The sequence below is a fragment of the Pseudoalteromonas sp. C8 genome (assembly GCF_011378685.1).
Taxonomy (GTDB): Bacteria; Pseudomonadota; Gammaproteobacteria; order Enterobacterales; family Alteromonadaceae; genus Pseudoalteromonas; species Pseudoalteromonas arctica.
The window spans coordinates 211,117-231,446 of record NZ_WTKT01000005.1 but is presented as its reverse complement, the minus strand read 5'-3'; the positions used below and the strand labels follow the sequence as shown (position 1 = coordinate 231,446).

17 protein-coding genes and 3 pseudogenes are annotated in these 20,330 nt (G+C 38.1%); 10 read left to right on the top strand and 10 right to left on the bottom strand.

The features are described from left to right. The first annotated feature begins 22 nt into the window (after positions 1 to 22). Both GQR39_RS07320 and GQR39_RS07315 read left to right on the top strand, forming a co-directional pair. Positions 23 to 997 (top strand): transposase, encoded by a 975-nt coding sequence (locus tag GQR39_RS07320; RefSeq protein ID WP_165735236.1) that lies wholly within the window; start codon positions 23 to 25, stop codon positions 995 to 997. A 501-nt stretch (positions 998 to 1,498) separates the two neighbouring features. Further along, positions 1,499 to 2,023, top strand: coding sequence for a hypothetical protein (locus tag GQR39_RS07315; RefSeq protein WP_165735235.1), 525 nt, complete (start codon positions 1,499 to 1,501; stop codon positions 2,021 to 2,023). A 227-nt stretch (positions 2,024 to 2,250) separates the two neighbouring features. On the opposite strand, the pseudogene GQR39_RS20250 reads toward GQR39_RS07315, so the two are convergent. The 3 pseudogenes from GQR39_RS20250 to GQR39_RS20240 form a co-directional block, all read right to left on the bottom strand. Beyond that, positions 2,251 to 2,409 (bottom strand): annotated as a pseudogene (locus tag GQR39_RS20250) (PQQ-dependent sugar dehydrogenase); the annotation flags it as partial. Positions 2,410 to 2,456: 47 nt separating this feature from the next. Then, positions 2,457 to 2,615, bottom strand: a pseudogene (locus GQR39_RS20245) (PQQ-dependent sugar dehydrogenase); the annotation flags it as partial. Positions 2,616 to 2,662: 47 nt separating this feature from the next. Beyond that, positions 2,663 to 2,812, bottom strand: a pseudogene (locus GQR39_RS20240) (PQQ-dependent sugar dehydrogenase); the annotation flags it as partial. 165 nt (positions 2,813 to 2,977) lie between these two features. Between GQR39_RS20240 and GQR39_RS07295 the strand changes: the two are divergent. Continuing rightward, a complete protein-coding gene (locus tag GQR39_RS07295; protein WP_165735234.1) occupies positions 2,978 to 3,397 on the top strand; it encodes a hypothetical protein in 420 nt (139 codons plus the stop codon). A 117-nt stretch (positions 3,398 to 3,514) separates the two neighbouring features. Then, positions 3,515 to 3,853, top strand: coding sequence for a hypothetical protein (locus GQR39_RS07290; RefSeq protein WP_240918183.1), 339 nt, complete (start codon positions 3,515 to 3,517; stop codon positions 3,851 to 3,853). Positions 3,854 to 4,147: 294 nt separating this feature from the next. Here GQR39_RS07290 and GQR39_RS07285 read toward each other — a convergent pair whose 3' ends face one another. After that, on the bottom strand, positions 4,148 to 5,338 hold the full coding sequence (locus GQR39_RS07285) for a PQQ-dependent sugar dehydrogenase (RefSeq protein WP_165735233.1): 1,191 nt from the start codon (positions 5,336 to 5,338) through the stop codon (positions 4,148 to 4,150). Here GQR39_RS07285 and GQR39_RS07280 point away from each other — a divergent pair. Then, positions 5,323 to 5,775, top strand: coding sequence for a hypothetical protein (locus tag GQR39_RS07280; protein ID WP_165735232.1), 453 nt, complete (start codon positions 5,323 to 5,325; stop codon positions 5,773 to 5,775). The two genes, GQR39_RS07285 and GQR39_RS07280, sit on opposite strands and share 16 nt — an antisense overlap. A gap of 103 nt (positions 5,776 to 5,878) precedes the next feature. Here GQR39_RS07280 and GQR39_RS07275 read toward each other — a convergent pair whose 3' ends face one another. The 4 genes from GQR39_RS07275 to GQR39_RS07260 all read right to left on the bottom strand — a co-directional run bounded on the left by GQR39_RS07275 (position 5,879) and on the right by GQR39_RS07260 (position 11,943). Further along, the gene (locus GQR39_RS07275) at positions 5,879 to 7,078 is read right to left on the bottom strand and encodes an Nramp family divalent metal transporter (protein ID WP_165735231.1); all 1,200 of its coding nucleotides are present in this window, start codon (positions 7,076 to 7,078) and stop codon (positions 5,879 to 5,881) included. Positions 7,079 to 7,581: 503 nt separating this feature from the next. Continuing rightward, positions 7,582 to 8,844 carry a valine--pyruvate transaminase gene (locus GQR39_RS07270; protein ID WP_165735230.1) on the bottom strand — a complete coding sequence of 421 codons (1,263 nt, stop codon included), beginning with the start codon at positions 8,842 to 8,844 and terminating at the stop codon, positions 7,582 to 7,584. A gap of 134 nt (positions 8,845 to 8,978) precedes the next feature. After that, positions 8,979 to 9,638, bottom strand: coding sequence for a glutathione S-transferase (locus GQR39_RS07265; RefSeq protein WP_165735229.1), 660 nt, complete (start codon positions 9,636 to 9,638; stop codon positions 8,979 to 8,981). 13 nt (positions 9,639 to 9,651) lie between these two features. Beyond that, positions 9,652 to 11,943: a peptidase U32 family protein gene (locus GQR39_RS07260; protein ID WP_165735228.1), complete on the bottom strand. Its 2,292-nt coding sequence runs from the start codon at positions 11,941 to 11,943 to the stop codon at positions 9,652 to 9,654. Positions 11,944 to 12,402: 459 nt separating this feature from the next. On the opposite strand from GQR39_RS07260, the gene GQR39_RS07255 reads away from it, so the two are divergent. From GQR39_RS07255 to GQR39_RS07245, 4 genes are all read left to right on the top strand, one after another. After that, complete coding sequence (locus GQR39_RS07255; protein ID WP_165735241.1) at positions 12,403 to 13,512, top strand: endonuclease/exonuclease/phosphatase family protein; 1,110 nt, start codon at positions 12,403 to 12,405, stop codon at positions 13,510 to 13,512. A gap of 412 nt (positions 13,513 to 13,924) precedes the next feature. Beyond that, positions 13,925 to 15,235 (top strand): tetratricopeptide repeat protein, encoded by a 1,311-nt coding sequence (locus GQR39_RS20235; RefSeq protein ID WP_240918182.1) that lies wholly within the window; start codon positions 13,925 to 13,927, stop codon positions 15,233 to 15,235. Further along, positions 15,216 to 16,136 (top strand): GGDEF domain-containing protein, encoded by a 921-nt coding sequence (locus GQR39_RS20230; RefSeq protein WP_240918181.1) that lies wholly within the window; start codon positions 15,216 to 15,218, stop codon positions 16,134 to 16,136. Before GQR39_RS20235 ends, GQR39_RS20230 begins: the two co-directional genes overlap by 20 nt. 188 nt (positions 16,137 to 16,324) lie before the next feature. Then, a complete protein-coding gene (locus GQR39_RS07245) occupies positions 16,325 to 16,744 on the top strand; it encodes an MAPEG family protein (RefSeq protein ID WP_165735227.1) in 420 nt (139 codons plus the stop codon). A 131-nt stretch (positions 16,745 to 16,875) separates the two neighbouring features. Here GQR39_RS07245 and GQR39_RS07240 read toward each other — a convergent pair whose 3' ends face one another. Together GQR39_RS07240 and GQR39_RS07235 are read right to left on the bottom strand one after the other, a co-directional pair. Further along, complete coding sequence (locus GQR39_RS07240) at positions 16,876 to 18,723, bottom strand: ABC transporter ATP-binding protein (protein ID WP_165735226.1); 1,848 nt, start codon at positions 18,721 to 18,723, stop codon at positions 16,876 to 16,878. A 151-nt stretch (positions 18,724 to 18,874) separates the two neighbouring features. Continuing rightward, positions 18,875 to 19,711: a hypothetical protein gene (locus GQR39_RS07235; RefSeq protein ID WP_165735225.1), complete on the bottom strand. Its 837-nt coding sequence runs from the start codon at positions 19,709 to 19,711 to the stop codon at positions 18,875 to 18,877. Between the two features lie 208 nt (positions 19,712 to 19,919). On the opposite strand from GQR39_RS07235, the gene GQR39_RS07230 reads away from it, so the two are divergent. Beyond that, entirely contained in the window at positions 19,920 to 20,324 is a 405-nt protein-coding gene (locus GQR39_RS07230) for a GFA family protein (RefSeq protein WP_165735224.1), read from the top strand. Positions 20,325 to 20,330 lie beyond the last annotated feature (6 nt).

The following is a 20,330-nucleotide window of genomic DNA, read 5'->3' as shown; positions in this document are numbered from 1 at the left end:
TGAAAAATAAGCAGAGTGTCTTATGGCAATCGCAAGAAAGCGCCAAGTAAGTTTAGTTGATACAAAGTACTACCATTGCATATCACGTTGTGTACGCCGTGCATTCTTATGTGGGGAAGACCACTTTACAGGTGAATCCTACGAGCATCGTAGAGGCTGGGTTGAAGATAAACTGCTTGAGTTAGCCAAAGTGTTTTGTATTGATGTATGTGCTTATGCTGTTATGAGTAATCACACCCATTTAGTGCTGTATGTTGATGATAAAAAAGCGAATAGGCTAAATGATAAAGCGATTGTTATTCGCTGGCACAAGCTGTGTAAAGGCACTGTACTTACGCAAAAATACATACAGGGTGAAAAGCTAAGTAAAGCTGAACTTATCTTTTTTAATCAAACAGTAAAACAATACCGCGAGCGCCTATCAAGTATTAGCTGGTTTATGCGGTTGTTAAATGAAAACATTGCTCGCAGAGCAAATAGAGAAGATAACTGCACTGGCCGTTTTTGGGAGGGACGATTTACGTCTCAAGCATTATTAGATGAAGCAGCCCTTGCGGCCTGTATGGCGTATGTCGATTTAAACCCCATTAGAGCCAAAATGGCTAACACCCCAGAAGAGTCAGACCATACCAGCATCAAACAGCGTTTAACGTATGCAAAGGATGGCAAGCAACCAAAACAACTACTGCGCTTTGCAGGCATGCCTCGTCAAATTATGCCAAAAGGGCTGCCTTTTGAGCTTAAATCGTACCTTGAACTTGTTGAGCTAACAGGGCGCTGTATACGAGAATACAAAAGTGGTTATATTGAAAGTACACACTTACCCTTACTCGAAAGAGTTAATATCTCTCCAGAAAACTGGTTAAAACTCACCACACAATTTACGCGTGTATTTCATGGTGCAGTCGGCAGGCCAGCCTCACAAGAAGGTTATTGTGAAAACTTAAAGCGAAAGCGGCGAGCGAATATCAGTAACTGCGAAAAGCTACTGGCATAAAACTTAAACTACTCAGTAAAACTATTCAGTAATAAATCACAACTGCATTATGCAGTCATTTTCATGCGTGTAATTTAGGTTTAACAGTGATAATTGCTTATTTAATGTGTAACGCGCGGGTAAAGATATAAAAAGAGGTGAACTCTTAGCCCAAAAAAGTAAATTTAGTGGCGGCCAGATTAGTTTACAATTGGAGTGGCTGTCCAGTTTAATGTTTTGCAATGGCAACTGTATTGCCTTGTTCATAATATAGAAAAGCTGCAAAACACGATGCATTAAGAAGGGTAAGCCCTTTTACCCTAAATAAAAGCCACTCAACCACCCTTAATCCCTTCCAAAACGCCAATTAAAACAATATCAAACACTTCTATATTCTGCGTAAAAATACAGTAATCAATTGAACCAAAATAGGAACTCAGCTATGGTTTGTTTATCAATAAAAAAAATTTAAAAACGAGTTAATCTACAGGCTCGTTAGCTTTACAGGAGTTGTAATCAACAATGAAGTTCAATCAGAAAGTAGTATTATGTATTTCGTTTCTTTTTTTAACGGCTTGTGCGAGTACCACCAAAAATATCAAAACGGATCAAAGTTTAGATACTAACCAAGGAATTGTTGTAACCAAAATTCATTCTAACTGGGATGGTTATAACAACCCTCTTTTAGCCGATTTAGAGTTCATATTCACCCAAACTGATGGGAAGAAAAAAGATTCAAAGTTTGTGCTTAGTAAAGCCGATGATTTAAAAGTTGTAGCATTGCCCGCCGGTGAATATAAGTGGTTTCGTATTCTTTTTGGTAATTACTATATGGACTTAAATGGTGGATTTACTATCAAGCCCAATGAAGTTACTTATATTGGTGACATATATTCTCAATTAGATCTTGGTATGTTTAGTATGTCAGGAGAATCTCGGATAGTTAATGAATCTGAACAAATTCAAAGCGACTTAAAAGCTCAGTTTCCTAAGCTTTTAGAACAACATAAATTTACGACTGAGTTGTCTACATTACAGCAAAAGTAAAGCTAACAAGATAATTGGACTCCCAACCTCTACACTGAAGTAGAAATTATTTTTCGGAGTTCAATTATAAATAAGTTAAGAGAAAAATTAGGATGACACCCATCCTAATTATTACGAAAAAAGCCAAAAAAACAGCATGAAGAGTGCATTATCATAAATAAAGTAAAAATAATGGGGTCAGGTCTTTCTTTTTGCCATTAGCTTTATTATTGATTATTTCATGCAGATTAATTTGCTATAACCAACATAAGCTTTGCCTCTTTACCGTCTGTTAATACCGCGACGTTACCGTTATCAGTTACAAACACATCTCTTAATCGTCCTGCGGTCTCTGGGAATATGTGAGACTGCGTAAACTCACCATTAGCCAGATTAATTTACAATTGGAGTGGCTGTCTAGTTTAATGTTATCTTATTGATTATTTCATGCAGATTAATTTGCTATAACCAACATAAGCTTTGCCTCTTTACCGTCTGTTAATACCGCGACGTTACCGTTATCAGTTACAAACACATCTCTTAATCGTCCTGCGGTCTCTGGGAATATGTGAGACTGCGTAAACTCACCATTAGCCAGATTAATTTACAATTGGAGTGGCTGTCTAGTTTAATGTTATCTTATTGATTATTTCATGCAGATTAATTTGCTATAACCAACATAAGCTTTGCCTCTTTACCGTCTGTTAATACCGCGACGTTACCGTTATCAGTTACAAACACATCTCTTAATCGTCCTGCGGTCTCTGGGAATATGTGAGACTGCGTAAACTCACCATTAGCCAGATTAATTTACAATTGGAGTGGCTGTCTAGTTTAATGCGAGCTTTGATATCACGCGTAAACATTCAACAATCGATTGTACCCAGATAGAAACCCGTCTATGGTTTGTTTATCAAGATAAATAAACCAGCTAATTTACAGATTCGTTATATCTCACGGAGGTTTTATCGCTCTATGAATGTTTTTCTAATAATTGCAGGTACATTAAGTGCTGTTGTAGCAACTTTGCATTTGGGTTGTATCTTTTTTGGAGGTTCTTGGTATCGGTTCTTCGGTGCAGGAGAGCAAATGGCATTGCTTTCTGAGCAAGGAAGTATTCAACCAACTCTTATTACTAGTGTAATTGTTCTGATTCTATCAACTTGGTCATTGTATGCATTTTCAGCCGCAGGTGTTATTTTTAAACTTCCATTCATCCGCCTAGCTCTTGTATTAATAACTTTTATTTATTTAGCTCGTGGGATTACTGGATTCTTTCTAATAAATAACCCTATGGGGCGTTCGCCTGAGTTTTGGATTTGGAGTTCTATTATTTGTTTATCTTTTGGTATTGTTCACCTTGTTGGTTTAAAACAGCAATGGGCAAGCTTGTGAGTAAAGTGTAATCTAATAAAGAATCAAACAAGGGCTATTACAATTGGCTTTTGGTAAAGCATTATATTTATAGCTAACCACTGGTCGCTAATAATTGACGGAACAAGGAATATTAAAATGGATAAAATGTCAGTTCACATAACCTCTAAACCTTTAGAAACTTACCCGCAAAAACAAATTTTAAAGTTGGTAGCCGATGAAGTAACCGAAAAAGCGACTGTGCACAAAGCAGCGGTTCAAAGTGACCAAGTGGATATATCCGAAGAAGGAAAAGAAAAAAGTCTGGGAGATCAAAATCGTGAAGCGTTACGTAAATTATCAGGCAATGAAGATGCAAGTCAGGCATCACAATCTGAAGGTGACTCTATTGATGAACAGATTGCTGAAATACAAGAAAAGATAGAAAAACTACTACATGAAACTGCATTATTACGCAGTAAAGATGATGAAGAGTAAGAGTCGCAGGCTAAAGTGAAGGTGCTAGAAGCAGAAATTACCGGGCTTAACACTCAACTTATTGAATTATTGAGACAGCAATTAGAATCGGGTAAATAACAAGCACAGTAAGTATATGCAAGGCAATTGGAGACAAGAACGTTATTAAGAACATAATAAAGACGCTCACCTTAACCTTAAAACTAAAGGGGTTAAACCCTGATCTTACTAATCAAATTACTTAATTAACCAAAGTGGCTTATTTAAAGCCGCTACTTACTTTTAAAGCGCAGCGGCTTTTATTTGCTTTATGAATTAGTTTGCTGTCATCAACATTAGCTTTGCCTCTTTACCGTCTGTTAATACTGCGACGTTACCTTTATCAGTTATAAACACATCTCTTAACCTGCCTGCAGCCTTGGGAAATACGTGAGACTGCGTAAATTCACCACTTACCAGATTAACGCTGTAGAGCTTTTTATCGACAAGAGTAGTGATAAGCACATGTTGTTGTAATGAAGGAAAAGCTGCATGTTTAGAGCCGTAATACGCCATGCCTGATGGCGCTATTGATGGCGTCCAATTAACACTTGGTTTTTGCATGCCTTTATATTCGGTAAATGGTGAAATACGCGCTTGCGAGTAATCTTTGCCATAGGTGATTACCGGCCAGCCGTAATTAGTCCCAGCGGTTAAGTAGTTTAGCTCGTCACCGCCTGCAGGGCCGTGCTCGTGGCTAACAATTTGCTGCGTATCGTAATCATAAACTAAGCCTTGAGGGTTACGATGACCAAGTGAGTAAACAGCATGTGCATTTAGGTTTTTGTGATTAATAAATGGGTTATCTGTTGGTATGGTGCCATCTAGGTTTATACGTAATATTTTACCAAGTTGGCTGGTGATAACTTGTGCTTGCTCTCTAAAGTCAAAACCATCGCCCGTTGAAACTAATAACGTATTGTCGGGTAGGATAAGGGCGCGACCAGCGTAATGTTGTGGTGTGTTTTTATCAGTCGCTACTTTAGAAATAACGTGTGGCTTTGAAAAGTCAGTGCCATTAAACGTGGCTTTGGCAACAACAAGCCTATTTTCGCTTGCATCACCTTGGGCATAAGTAAAAATAACTTCTTTGGAGTCGTTATAATCTGGTGATAATACAATGTCGAGTAAACCACCTTGGCCTGCAACGTACAAACCGTTCAGATTTAATTTTACTCTTGATTGCGCATTGTTTTTAACTATAACTACGTGACCATCACGCTCTGTAATTAACCATGTGCCGTTTGGTAGTTTAACCATGCTCCACGGAGACTGTAATTGCGTAGCCAGTGTTTGTGTACTGTATTGCTCCTTTGGTAACGCAACATCTGCATTAACAGAAAACGAAAAAAGCGAAAGCAAAGTAAAAAAAGAGATACATTGTTTACGGAGCAAGCCTTTGCTAGCATAACTAGTATAAGAGAAAAGCTTTATTTTAAGTTGAGATAACCATGTCGTTTTTAACACGTATATTGCCTTCATTTTTAGTTTCTTGGTTACTTACATTCACACTTGCTAGCTTGTTTCATAGCCAATACGTTGTCAATGAATTAGTTAATGTAGGTGTAGTGGTGGGCTTTAGTGATCGGGTTAGTTTAACGCTTGATGATTGGTTAGGCCTATTACCTACCTACGGCGCTATTATTGCCGTAGCACTTGCCATCGCTTTTTTTGCTACAACAAAGCTTAATAAAAAGGTTCAAAAATACAGTACTCAGCTATTTGTTATTGCTGGCATTGTGGCATTTGCTATTGTGTTAATTGCCATTGAATCAATTATGAATATTCATATTATAGCGGGCGCAAGAGGCTGGGGTTTTTATGCTCAACTGCTCGCTGGCGCGGTAGGTGGTTTTGCGTTTTCGCAATTATTTAAGGCAACTAAAAACCAAAAATCGTGTTAGATGTGTGAACATAAATACGGCTTATACGTTATTTAGTAATTAACAAATAAAGGCCGCTGTTTATTGTAAACAGCGGCCTTTAAATATGATTTTTAGAGTTTAATTAAAAAATTAAACTAATTATTTTATAGCTACTTAGCCCAAAAATTAGGATTAAAACGGGTAGGGTAACCAGGTTTAATACCAAAGAGTTAGTGTAGTTTCCCATAACCCCTTTTTGATTAACCAGCCATACAAGGTAGGTGCTAACAATAGGGAGTAATAACCCGTTAGCCGCTTGCGCGAATATAATTACCGCGACAGGGTCTAAACCGAGTGACGCCACAGCAGCACCAAACAATAAAATAACAATAGCAACGCCTTTAAAGCGCGTGTTACTCATATCGTTTGACCACCCTAACATGCCACACACAGCATAAGCACCGGCAAGCGGCGCTGTAATAGCACTTGTTAAACCTGCAGCAAATAAGCCAATAGCAAAAAAGTAATGAGCGGCGTCACCAAGCAATGGCTCTAGCTGCACGGCCATGTTAGCCGCACTAATTTGCCCCGCATCGGTGCCATAAAATGCGACTGAAGCTGTAGATAAAATAGCTAAAGTGATCACACCGCCTAAGGTGATTGATAGGCCTGTATCAACATTTGTTTGTTTGATCACTTTTTCCATATCGCTATTACTGTCGTGTCTAGCAGCGAGCACGCCGGAGTGTAAAAATAAGTTGTACGGCACAATGGTAGTGCCAACTAAAGCGAGTATGGTTGTAATCGAACCCTCAGGCATACTAGGAATAAAACCAGCAAATACATCACCCAGTGAAGGCGCGGCCATTACAAGTGTTGAGATAAACACTAAGCTCATTAAAATAACGAGTAAAATTAGCGCGTTTTCAACCACTTTATGTTTGCCGCTATAAAGTAAAGCAGCACTTAACAAAGCAATAAGTGGTGTCCATAGTTGGGAGTTAATTTGAGGGAATATTTCAATTAACCCCATGCTAGCGCCACTTAAGTTACCCGCTTCATAAGCTGCACTGCCTACGCCAATGGCGCTAATAACTAAAAATATCGCCAAGGATTTAAATAAAGGCGTTTGAATATTAGCTCTAAGAGCTTGTGCTAAATCTTGCCCGGTAGTAACGCCAAGGCGCGCCGCCATAGATTGTAATAATATAGTGGCAACTACTGAAAACAGTAATGTCCATATAAGTGCAAAACCAAAGTTTGCACCTGCCACGCTGGCGGTAGTAATGGTCCCTGGTCCAATGAAGGCAGCGGTGACGAGTAGTCCTGGTCCTAATCGCATAATTGGCCTTAATAGTGCTATTGCATGTTGCTATTTAAAGTTACATCTAACGTTTAAAACCGATATTTATACGCGATGCCGATTGTGTTATTGCTGCCACTTAAACTAAGTGCCCTGCAGCGATAGTCGCCCCTTGACTGGTTCTTTTTTAATAAGCATATGTTATACCAATCCGAAATAATACTTAATCAATTTGAGGGATTAAATTTGACGCTAACTGCGTTAAAAATTTCTGCTATACGACTGCATGGATGCAGGAGGTAGAGCAATGCAGGAGCAATTAATGATAACAACTAAATAACGAAATTTTTGCCTGGTTATCGACACGATTTTCTCACCTCTGATAGATCACTTAATTAAGCGAATTGCTATTAAAAAAGGTTGCGTAGGATACCAACTTGTATATAAATTTAAAGGGGATACAGTGCGTTTGCATGAATTTTAAACGAATATATAAGCGAGTTAAATGACTGATACCGATATTAATATCGGCATCAGTATATTTACTTTATTAAGTTTTTAATCGCTTCTAAGCCTTTTTTTAGGGTATCTGCATCGGTAGCATAGTTAATACGAATACACTCGTGTTTGTGTGCCCAGCTGTCGTCAATGCCGATAAAAAAGTTGTGACCAGGGATCACATACACGTCTTGCTCTTTAAGCTTTTGATATAACACCTCGCTTGTCATTTTTGCGTCTTTAAACCACAGCCACATAAAAAATGCACCTTCAACTTTGTGCAAATAAACAGGCAGCTCGGCAAATACTTCATCAAACAAGTCAATCGCTATGTGTGCCTTATTACGATAAAAAGGCAGGACAACATTACGGCACAGTGGGAGTAGTTCGTTGTCGTTAATTAAGCGTGTCACTAAGCTTGGGCCAATACTGTTTGGCGATAAAACCATGCTGCCATTTACGCGGCCAATTGCTTTAATAATCTCATTATTGGCAACCACAATACCGCTTCGTAAACCCGGTAGGCCCAGTTTTGAAAGCGACATACATAATATAATATTTGAGTTCCATGTTAGGTTTGCATCGGTGTAAATACAACCTGGGAACGGGTCGCCGTACGCGTTATCAATAATGAGTGGAATGCCATATTGCTTAGCAAGAAAATCAAGGTGTTTTACTTCATCGTCGGTAATTACATTACCCGTTGGATTGGTAGGGCGTGATACGCACAGTGCGCTTATGCTGCTGTCATTTGCTAGTACTTTTTCAACTGCTTTAAAATCAATGACGTATTTAAACTGTTTTGATGCACTACCTGTATTTAAAATTTCGATATCAGGCTTTATGGCAACAAACATATCAGCCGATAAACCTTGATCGGCATAACCTATGTACTCTGGCGCAAGGGGGAATAAAATCTTTTTATGGCTGCCATCCGGCATTTCGCCTGCCAACACATTAAACAGCACAAAAAAGTTAGCTTGGCTGCCATTACCAAGTGCTATGTTATCGGCGCTAATATCCCATGCATACTCTTTACTTAGCTGGCCTGCTAATGCCGCTCTAAACTCGTCGTTACCGGTTGGGCCGTCGTAAAGGCCAAATACCTGCGATACCTTGTTACTGGCAACGAGTTTTTGTAATTCACTTAAAAAAACCTCATTTACTTGTGGTACTAGTGCGGGATTACCGCCACCCAGCATAACAATATTAGGATTGTTGCTGTTTTTAGCACCACCTAAATCTTCCATTAACTGAGTAATGCCGTTGGGTTGTGTGAATTTAGTGCCAAAGTTTGAGTAGTTCATAATGCATAGCGTTTGTTAGTAATGGGGAGGGCAGTATAGCGTAAATAAAGGGCTTAAATTCGATGATGAGAATAATTCAATGCTTAGCTTTGTAGCTAGCTATAGTAATGTAATTTCTTATAAAAAAGGCTAAGTTAAGGTTTTTTAACGCCGTATAAAAACTCTTCGCCGCAGTCCATATACAAATCAAATTTGGTCATAACTTTGGTGAACATGGGGGCGTGTAAAAACTCGTTTAACCATGCGCGTACATGCGTGTATTCACTTTGTAAGTACCAGTGTTTATCTACGCGGGCAAACTGCCTAATAAACGGCAGCAGAGCATAGTCGGCTAGGCTTTTTTCATTGCCCATTAGGTATTTATGGGTAGTTAGCTTTGCTTCAAATTGCTTAATAAACTCTTCGCAGGCTTTTTGATAATAAATTTGTGCCATGTCTTTTGTACGAGCATAAAATTTGTACTTTTCAAGCACCGGTTTAAATTGCGTGTCGTTTAGCTTAATTAACTCTAGCATGCGCTCAAGTGCTAATGGGTCTTGAGTATGCAGTAAATTATGCGGATCGTTTTGCTTTAAAGCCCACAGCATAATATCTAGGCTTTCATCTATAACTTGATTATTCGGCAGCAATAAAACAGGCACCGTACCTTTTGGCGATATTTTCAAAAGATGCGGTGGCTTATTTTTAGTTTTTATAGCGCGTAGAAGCACGTGTTGCTCTGCCATTAAAATACCCATTCGTGCGCGCATTGCGTATGGGCAGTGTTGTAATGAATATAATAATGGCAATGTCATGTTATTACTTACCTTAACTGTTTAAGCCTTCAACATATTGCTGACGTGTTTTTACTTTTACCATGTGATTTAATTGATCAGCTGCTTGTGTTTGCCCGCTAATTAAATCTTGGAAGTGGGCGAGTAACACGGCTTTATCTAGCTTTTCTTTATCGCCTGAGCCAATGTCAGTTAAATCAATCATGAACTCGTCAAACTTATCGGCGTAATCGGTCACAATATCCATATTTAAAAATTGTTCATGATTATAAATGCTCGGGTAGCCGCCTTTTTGTTTATCAATTGCAAAGCTAATGCCTTTAACATTGGTAACGGTTGTTTCTTTTTTACAGCTCAGCATACAGCTTGCGTCAATACGTGGTTTTTTACAGCCTACTGTTTGCTGGAAAAAACACTGACGGCTGGTCATCATTAGTATTGGATGATAAATGCTGTACATCATTTTAAATTTGTTAGGGCGTTTAATACTACGCATTTGCTGTTTGTTAATCTCGTTTGAAATAAACGCGCCTTTAGCATTTAAATCCTCTTGTAGCGTTAATAATGCATAAGAGTTTGTGGTGTTTAATAACGGGCCTGCAATCCAGTCAATACCCATTTGCACTGCTTTGTATGCTACGCCTGTGTTATTACTAATAATTAGTTTAGGTTTTACAACCTCGAGTAAACGTACAGCTTCTTCAAAATCTTTACCAATTAGTACAGCTGGAAACCACGGAATTAACTGCGGATGTTCTAAAAATACATTTATGTATTTATCGTTATCGGTTCTAAAGCTCTCAGGTAATTTAAAGTAAACGTCACCATCTGTTAAATTACATAGGTGAACGTCTTTTATGTCCGATATTAAAATAGAAAGTGTAGTTATATTTTCGACTTTTTCGTGATTCACTAGTTTAGGTAATTCAACTGGCGCTATAACGTCTTTCCCTTCGTTTAATAAAAACGCGACTTGCTTTTTAATACGGGCAAGCTCTTTAAACGGAATGCTTAAGTTGTCGCCGAGGTTTGTGTAATCCATATTTTTAATTTCAAAATTGGCATTACTAAACGTTTTAAAGCGCTTATCAATGGCAGCAATATCAACAACCGATTTATCGGCGGTTTGCATAGGCATTTGCGATTGAACTTCAAAGCGTAGAGGCTCTTTTTCGTTTTTATTCGAAAGCGTAATATCGTTTTTATCTTCAATAATTATGTTTACAGTGAATGGCTGATTTAGTTGCCCTGTAAATTCTAATGTAAGCTCGCGCTTTGAAATATCTAAAAATTCAATTTTCTTTTTAACTAACGAATCAATTTCACTTTTTTGAGTGGAAAGCTCTTGCTGTGCATCGTAAATTTGCACGACCGAAATTGCATTGTTTTTTTCATTTGCGTGATCAAAGCTATGGTCGCGCGGGTTATCGGTAAACATGTTTTTGGTCATGTCGCCGGTTAAAAACTTATTAGTAAAGTTACGGTTAAATACTTTGTATAAGCTTGAATCATCTTCAATTAGGTTACCGGTTTGCACAAACGTGTCTATTTGTTTGCGCCAGCTATCAATAACCGTATGTACGTAGTTAGCGCCTTTAATACGGCCTTCTACCTTTAACGAATCAACACCTGCGGCTACAAGCTCTGGCAGGTCGAAATAAGCTGAATTATCTTTTAAGTTTAATGGGTGTTTGTTACCCATAGCCGTTGGCTCGTATTCATCACGACACGCTTGCGAGCAGCGACCACGATTACCCGAGTTACCCACACTTACTGAGCTTGAATAACATTGCCCTGAAAACGCAATACATAAGGCGCCGTGCACAAATACTTCGGTTAATACGTCGCACTTATGCGCTACGTCGGTCAGTATTTTAATTTCAGTTAAGTTAAGCTCGCGCGATAAATTTACGCGTGTAGCGCCAATGCGCGCTAAAAACTCAACTTGTGATTCGTTATGCGTAGTTAACTGAGTTGATGCGTGAATATGCAAAGTAGGAAAGTGCTTTTTAACTATATTGAATAACCCTAAATCTTGCACAATAATACCGTCGAGCGTGGTATTTACTAGCTGATTTAATAGCTTAAATAGCGCACCCATTTCGTGCTCTAATATAACTACATTTAGCGTTAAAAAAATCTCACAGCCGTATTCATGGGCTAGGCGAAGTGCGCCGTTAAGCTCATCAAACGAAAGATTAGACGCTCGGTTACGTGCATTAAAGGTATCTAACCCACAATAAACCGCATTAGCACCGGCTATAATGGCGGCTTTTACTGCGTTTACATCACCGCCTGGGGCTAATAGTTCAATCTTTCTACTCATGACAACTTCACTTCGCTCATATTTAATTGCCGCGAATTTTATCTGGTTAAGCACGTTAATGCTATTTATTGAGAGATATAATAAAGACTAATACCAATTCGCTTAATTAAGTGATCTATTTTGAGGATGGAAAAACGTGTTGATAGCTAGGCAAAAAATTCGCTATTTAGTTGTTCTAAATGAGAATTTTTTAACACAGGTAGCGACACGTTTAGCCCCGCAAAATGATTAAGTATTATTGCGGATTGGTATAAAATAAAAGAGTGTATAAAATTACAATTAAGCAGGCTGATTTATTACGTAAACATGTAATAAAATGATAGTTTATAAGCAAGCAACACTTTCAACTTTACTTAGGCGATACCCATCAGTAATCAAGATCTTAAACAGTTAGATACAGATTTAAACCGTGATGAATCTGTAATTATTAACACCCAACTAAAAATAGCAACATTTAACCTGTTTAACTATCTTGAGCCACCCAATGCATATTATGAGTTTGAGAAAATTTATACCGCGCAGCAGTGGGCTAAAAAGCAGCGTTGGATTACTGATTACTTAACAGAACATGCGCCTGATGTGATTGGTTTTCAGGAAGTGTTTAGTATTGATTCGTTAAAAGAGCTAGTTGCTGAGCAAGGCTATAACTACTTTGCAGTAGTTGATACGCCAGAGGTAATTGATGATTTTATTTATAGACGCCCCGTCGTAGCGATTGCCTCTAAATATCCCATAGTTGAAGTAGCAGCGGTTGAACACGATAGAGAGCTTGCAAGTACGCTTGGCCTTAATAGTGAGTTTACTTTTAGTCGTAAGGTATTAAGAGCGACCGTTACTTTACCGCACATAGGCAATACTGATTGTTATGTGGTGCACTTTAAATCTAAGCGCTCAATGATTGAAGTTGATGAACACAATAAAGAGCTTGCACCTGAGCAAAACATAATCGAAATTTTAAAAGCGAATGTAGCGGGCGGGTGGGGCTCAACTATTCAGCGTGGCAGTGAAGCTACATTACTAATGATACAAATGATTACTCGCCGTGAAGCTACGCAGCAACCCATGCTATTAATGGGGGACTTTAATAATGAACTTGCGGATGGCGTATTAAGCCATTTACTCACAAATACATTACGCTTTGCTCCTGCGTTTGACGCTAAAACCTACCTTGCTAAATATTGTTTAAATGATTCATGGGATCTGTTTGTTAAGTCGCAGCTAAGTATTGATGAGGTTTCTATTGATGAAGCAATAACAAACGATGTACAAAGCGATTGTGATAGTAGTAAAAGCGAGATTGCTGATTCAGCGGATAAAAGCCAAGTAAAAAATATAAACATAGCAAAGCCAGCACTGTTAAGGCCGCCAACACATTACTACGGCGCAAGCAGCTCTGTGCTTGATTACATTTTATTGTCGTGTGAGTTTGACGCTAGTTACGATGACAGCTTTTTTGAAGTCAGTAATTATAACACTTACGATAGGCACTTAATAAACCCTGAGTACGAACGTGATGATTTAACTACCGACCACGGTGTTGTATTGGTTACCCTTAAACTGAGAAGCTAGGTTTTCTCATCTAATAAGTTACAGCGCACGATTAAGCTAAAAAAGAATTAAGTTGCGATATGCATAATTATGCTAAAATCATAAATTAGCAATTACCCATATTGCAGCGAAACTTGACCTGCAGCCTTTATGTGTATGTTTTATCGCCAGAATTTTTGCATTAAATTAATAACAAATCACTAAAATGGTAAATATGGAATTTTACACTCACTCGTATCACACGCGAAAGATGGACTTAATTTCGCAAGTACACTGTTTATTCGTAAATCGAATTCATAATTCTAAATTTTTAGTAAAAGCTTTGCTTTGTGCTTTGTTTATTAGCTTAAGCAGCGCTTACGCGCAAGAAACTACCTCATACAGTTTAATCAACGAATCCAGCGAAGGGCTACTAAAAAGAGCCGAATTACTTATGGATACTGACGTCATAACAAGTATCGAACTTAGTAAGGAATTGTTGTCACAAGCGCAGAGTGCCGATGACACATTACTCAGTGCAAAGTTGCATAACTTGTTAGGTAAAGCGAATAAAAAAAATAACAATATTAATGAATCGCTTCATCACTATTCACAATCCTCTGTTTATTACAGCAAGCTAAATGATGCTAATAACCAAATAAAAGCCTCTATTAATTATATAAAAATATTATTAGATGAAAAACGATATGACGAGCTTGCTTCAAGCATTGAAACTTTGTTACCTACAACACTTGTGTATGGAGATGAGTTTTTTATAGCGCAAGTACTTCTTACTAAAGGGGATTCGTTTTATGACCAAAAAAAATATATTGATGCAAACGCACAATACTCATCTGCTTTAAAGTATCTCGTTGATGAGGATGAATCTGTACAAAAAAAGTTAGGTGAAACATATAAAAAATTAGCTCAGTCGTACAAACGGCTTAAAAATAGAGAGCAAACGGCTTATTTTTATACCAAAGCTTTAGGGATATACACCAATTTAGGTGATTTAAAGTTGATGGCGCGCACATTAAATACACTAGCAGAAGCGCAGCGCTATTTAGATAATTTAGTTTTAGCCCTTGATTACTCCACTCGCGCATTAGAAATACATAAAAAAATTGACGATCCTGTTGGCTTGGCTAAAGCATTATTAGGTGCGGGTATTATTTATCGTCATATTAACCTTTACGAAAAATCACTCGAGCATGTAAATAAGGCATATTTATATTATAAAAAAGTAAATAACGTGCTTGGGATTGCTAAAACATCGAATCAAATGGGACTGCTATATACGCGATTAAAGCAATTTGATCAGGCCGAGCTTTTTTATCAAATAACCATTGATTTACCAGAAGGTATGGTTGAGGAAAAAACGCTGGCAACGGCTTTGAGAGAGATGGCTGTTATTAACTATGAATCTGGCGACTTAGATTCGGCGATGAAATTTGCACAAAAAGCTTACGTAACTTATAAAGCTGAAAACCTTAAGTCTTACATTTCCATAACGTCGCGGATTATTGCTAATATTTATCGCGCTCATGGGGATAAAAATAAGGCTATTGAGTATTATAAAGAGTCATTATCGGTCGCGAGAGTAACGGGTAATAAACTTTATGAAATAAAGTCGCTAACAGCGCTAGCCGCGATTTTAATTGGAATTGATACAAATGAGGCGATTATCTTACTTAAAAGATCACTCGCTTTATCAACGCAGTTAGATGATAAGTTACATATGCTATATGCTATACGCTTATCGTGAAATTCGAATAGCCGAAAAGCTGCGTGGGCGCATAGACGAGTCACTTCGTTACGCGGAAGAAGAAATAGCCCTGACCGAAATTCTTCAAAACGAAAGAGACGAAAATAAGCTTGCTCTTGAAAAAGCACATTTGCATTCTCACAAGATGGAAACAGAGCTGGAGACCTTAAGAGAAAAAGAAAAACTCCATCAACTTGAGCTTGAAAAGAAAAACAATGAAATTGAAATATCTGACCAAGCTAGGGTTATATCAGAGCTAGAGCTTGCAAAAAACAAATATGCGAGTATTGCGCTCGCATTTTTATTAGCTGCTTGTTTAGCTATTGTTTTACTGGTTTATAGAAGTTTTATTGCTTCTAAAAAACGTAATGAAGAGTTGGACTATTTGGCTGCAAGAGATCCTTTGACCAATTGTTATAACCGTCGCATTTTATTTGAGGTTATGAATCGTGACTTTTTGAATTTACCTCAGATTGAAGAATATTGTATTTTAATGGTCGATATCGATCATTTTAAAAGTGTTAATGATACTTATGGGCATAGCATTGGCGACACTGTACTTTGTGGCGTGGCTGAGATGTTACAAGCCAATATACGTAAAAGTGATCGTGTTGCTCGTTTTGGTGGCGAAGAGTTTTGTATTATTTTACCCAATACAACTCAAGAGCAAGCAATTCGGATTGCTGAGGCAATTCGAATTAAAGTAGAAGAAGCGATATTTGATGATATTCCTGTTACGTGTAGTTTTGGGGTTACGTCTATTAAATTTAAAGCCAGAACTCCTTCTGAGTTAATTGAGCAAGCTGATTTAGCTCTCTATGAGGCTAAGTCTTTGGGTCGTAACCAAGTTGTATTATGGGATGCTTCGTTTGAAGAATTTAAGCTTTTTAGATCGGAGTAAACCCAACTGTATATGGCTCAGTTTTGATGTGATTTTTAAAATCACAACAAGTAAATTTTATACAACGCTGTGAGTTACTTACATATGTGATTAGGCTTAATAAATTAATTCTTTAAATATCAAAGTATTAACCTTGGCTTTAAAAATGCAGTCAATACTGAGTTAAAAACAAAACATGGGATTTAATAATGACTGAAGTTGCACTTTCGGCCTATTTGGCATTTTACCTCTATTTAATTATGTTGCTTGTACAGTGGGCTGTGGCTACGTTTAGCAAAGCTAAAGAGCCCAATGCTGTACCAGGTAAAATTGATGAGGGTTTATCGCATGATAGCTTTATATTTAGAGCGCACCGTACGTTTCATAATACGCTTGAAAACAGCGCATTATTTATAGGCACCGTGTTATTTGCGTTTGTAATTAATTTACAGAGCCCTATTTTTGCAATGTGTATTTGGGTGTACCTAATTGCGCGTTTAATTCACATGGCGCTGTACTACGCTATAGCAACGGAGAAAAACCCAAGCCCACGTAGTTACTTCTTTTTAATAGGGGTGCTTGCTAATGTGGTTATGCTGATAATGATAGGGTTAAGACTAATCTCTTAATTTATTAAAAAAGTTATAAACTCTATTTATAACTTTAAACAAAAAAGCGAAGAGCCTTTAAGGCATCTTCGCTTTTTTGTTTAGGTAGCAGCAGAATATAAACCACGTCTACAGTAAGGCAATATTAATGGCTAATCGACGCCTATAAACCCACCTGTTTGATGTGTCCATAGAGCTGCGTAAATTCCACCTTTAGCGATTAGTTCTTCATGAGTGCCTTGCTCAACTACGCCGCCATCATCAAGTACAATTAATCTATCCATTTGTGCAATGGTTGAGAGCCTATGCGCTATCGCGATGACTGTTTTGCCTGTCATTAAATCATCAAGGCTTGCCTGAATTGCTGCCTCTACTTCTGAGTCGAGTGCGCTGGTGGCTTCGTCGAGTATAAGTATGGGTGCATTTTTAAGTAGCACACGTGCAATAGCAATACGCTGGCGCTGACCGCCCGAAAGAGTAACGCCGCGTTCGCCTACTTGTGCGTCAAAGCCTTTGTTACCTTTGCTATCTACTAAGTCATTTATAAACTCAAGTGCTTTAGCTTGTTTAGTAGCGGTTATCATCTCAGCTTGCGTTGCATCAGGGCGACCGTACAAAATGTTGTCTTTTACTGAGCGATGTAGCAGGGACGTATCTTGCGTAACCATCGCTATATAACGGCGTAGGCTTTCTTGGCTTACATCTGTGATGTTTTGACCATCAATTTTTATTGTTCCAGAGTCGGTATCGTAAAAACGCAGTAGTAAGTTAACAAGTGTTGACTTACCTGCACCAGAGCGACCGACTAAACCTATTTTTTCGCCAGGTTTAATATTTAAGTTTAAACCGTTCATTACTGGGCTGCGATTAGTCTCGTTTGCAGCTTTTCCGTAGTTAAAGTGTACGTTGCTAAACTCAATGGCACCTTGGCTTACGTTAAGCGTACCGGCATTTGGTTTATCGGCAACTTCAATAGGGTTTGAAAGTGTTTTCATGCCATCGGCTACGGTGCCAATGTTTTCGAACAAGCTGCTTATTTCCCACATGATCCACTGCGCCATACCGTTTAATCTAAGCGCTAAACTAACAGCAACTGCAATAGCACCTGCGCTAATTGCGCTAAGTGACCATAGGTAAAGCGATACCGCGGCCACCGAAAATACTAATAAGTAATTTAAGCTTTGAATAACAAAGTTTAAGCTGGTGACCAAGCGCATTTGTTTGTACACAGGCTGTAAGAACACATCCATGCTTTGTTTTGCGTATTGTTCTTCACGTTGGGTATACGAAAACAGCTTAATAGTAGAAATGTTTGTGTAGCTATCAACAATTCGACCGGTCATTTCTGAGCGAGCGTCTGCTTGAGAGCTGGCAATTTTTTTAAGTCGCGGTACAAAATAAAGCTGCACGAAAATGTATAAAACTAACCAAACCAGTAGCGGAATCATTAACCGCAAATCAGCTTCGGCCACTAAAAACACCATAGAGCCAAAGTAAACCACTATGTACATTAATACATCGAGTAGCTTTGTAACGGTTTCGCGAACAGCTAAAGAGGTTTGTAATACTTTAGTGGCTATTCTTCCTGCAAATTCATTTTGATAAAAGCTAACACTTTGACGCAGTAAATAACGATGCGCTAACCAGCGAATCGACATGGGATAATTACCCAATAAGGCTTGATGTAAAATAGCGGAGTGAAAAAATACGACGATGGGCAGCACAACTAATAGCATAACAGCCATTTTGATAAGTTCTGACTTTTGCTCTACAAACAAGGTTTCGGGAGTGTAGGCGGTTAACCAATCAACAAGTTGGCCCATGTAGCTAAATAAAGAGACCTCTAAAATAGCGAGCATGGCGGCGCTGATTGACATTAGCACCAACGACAATTCCATTCCTTTGGTGTAGTGACGGCAAAAAGCAAATAAAGTAGAAGGCGGCTGAGTGGGTTGGTCCTCAGGAAATGCTTTTGTCATTTTTTCAAATAATCGATACATTTTAAAAACTTAAATGGCAAATAATGGTGCGTATCATACCATTTAAGTATTTTTAAATGCAGGTTTGTAAGGTATTAATTGTGAATATACTAGAGCATTATTTATATAAACCTATGTCCAAAAGAGCATCAAAAAAGCACTTTACTTACTTTTATAGCATTGGGTTATTTAGGTTTGTGCCTTTGCTCATGTATAAATCGTCATATCTGAGGCCACCATTTCCGTAAGGCTTTTTAATCGGGCCTGTATTACAGTTTGCTAAAAAGTATATAAGAGGTTGTTCGCGCTTCATTCTAAATTGTGCATTTTTATACACCAGTGTTTGCTCCTTAAATTCACCGCCTTTTACGTAAACATCGTATTGCTGACCTTGCTTTGAGGCTGCTGCGTTATTAACAACGTACCACACGTCGTACCATGTATTTGTTAGCAGTGGCTTGGCCGATTGTTTGGTTGTGTAGTTTTGAATGTTGCTATACCCATTGCCGGTTTTAACCATTAATGCGCCATCATTTACAAGCCCGTTTGATTCTGTTTTATCGGTTACGCGAAGTGTAGGCTCAAACGCATCGTACGCATGTTTATTAATTAGCTCTGGCGTGAGGTTGCTTAATCCAAAAGCATGGTTATTAGGAAAAGCAGCCACGTTTATACGCATATAAAATGTGTAGGTGTCACCAACTTCAACCGCTTGTGGAAGTTTTGTATAAGAAAGCGCTTTGCGATTGCCGACAATACCATCGCGTGCAGGCTTTTTTAGTAAATAATGATTTGTTGATGCAGATGCTTGTTCTGGTTGTATAACTGTTATTTGTGGATTTTTAACCTGTGGTTTAGTTTCATTTTGCGTATCGACACTTTGCCAATTGTTAAGTGAATTTTCAAAATCATCAATAAGCAGCCAATCGCTCGACGTGTTTTTAGAAATGGTTGAACACGACGCTAGCGTGCTTAACAAACATAAAAGTAACGTGTGTTTAAAATGCATAATTGGATCTCGTAATATTATTGATATTTGGTTAACCAATTTAAATTTTGGCTATAGTTTTTATTGAGAGTTATGTAACCAATTTAATGTTTTTATGTCAATCATTAAAGCAATAGGTATGGTTTGATAGAGCTTGAAAATGTAATATAACCTTTGCATTCAATCAGCTCGGCAAGCTTTAGCTGAGTTTAAATTATTAGGACGTTTTATGTATACGGGTTCGTGTTTGTGTGGTGAGGTAAATGTTGAAGTGTCGGGTAGTATAACCAGCATTATTCATTGTCATTGCTCATTGTGCAGAAAAAACAGCGGGACTGCATTTGCAACAAATGGCTTTGTAAATACTGAGGACTTTATAATAACTAAAGGACAAGAGCAGCTGAGTGAATTTAGTTTTAAACCAGGGCGCACTCGTTACTTTTGTAAATGTTGCGGCTCGCCGGTTTACAGTAGCAACAATGATGACAAAAGCAGAATACGAATTCGTTTAGGAATATTCGATACCGATATTACTGAGCAGGTTTTATCGCATAACTTTGTTACGTCTAAAGCTAACTGGGAGCAGCTAGAAACAAGCTTACCGTGCTATGAAAAACATGAACCTGGGCGGTAACGCGTT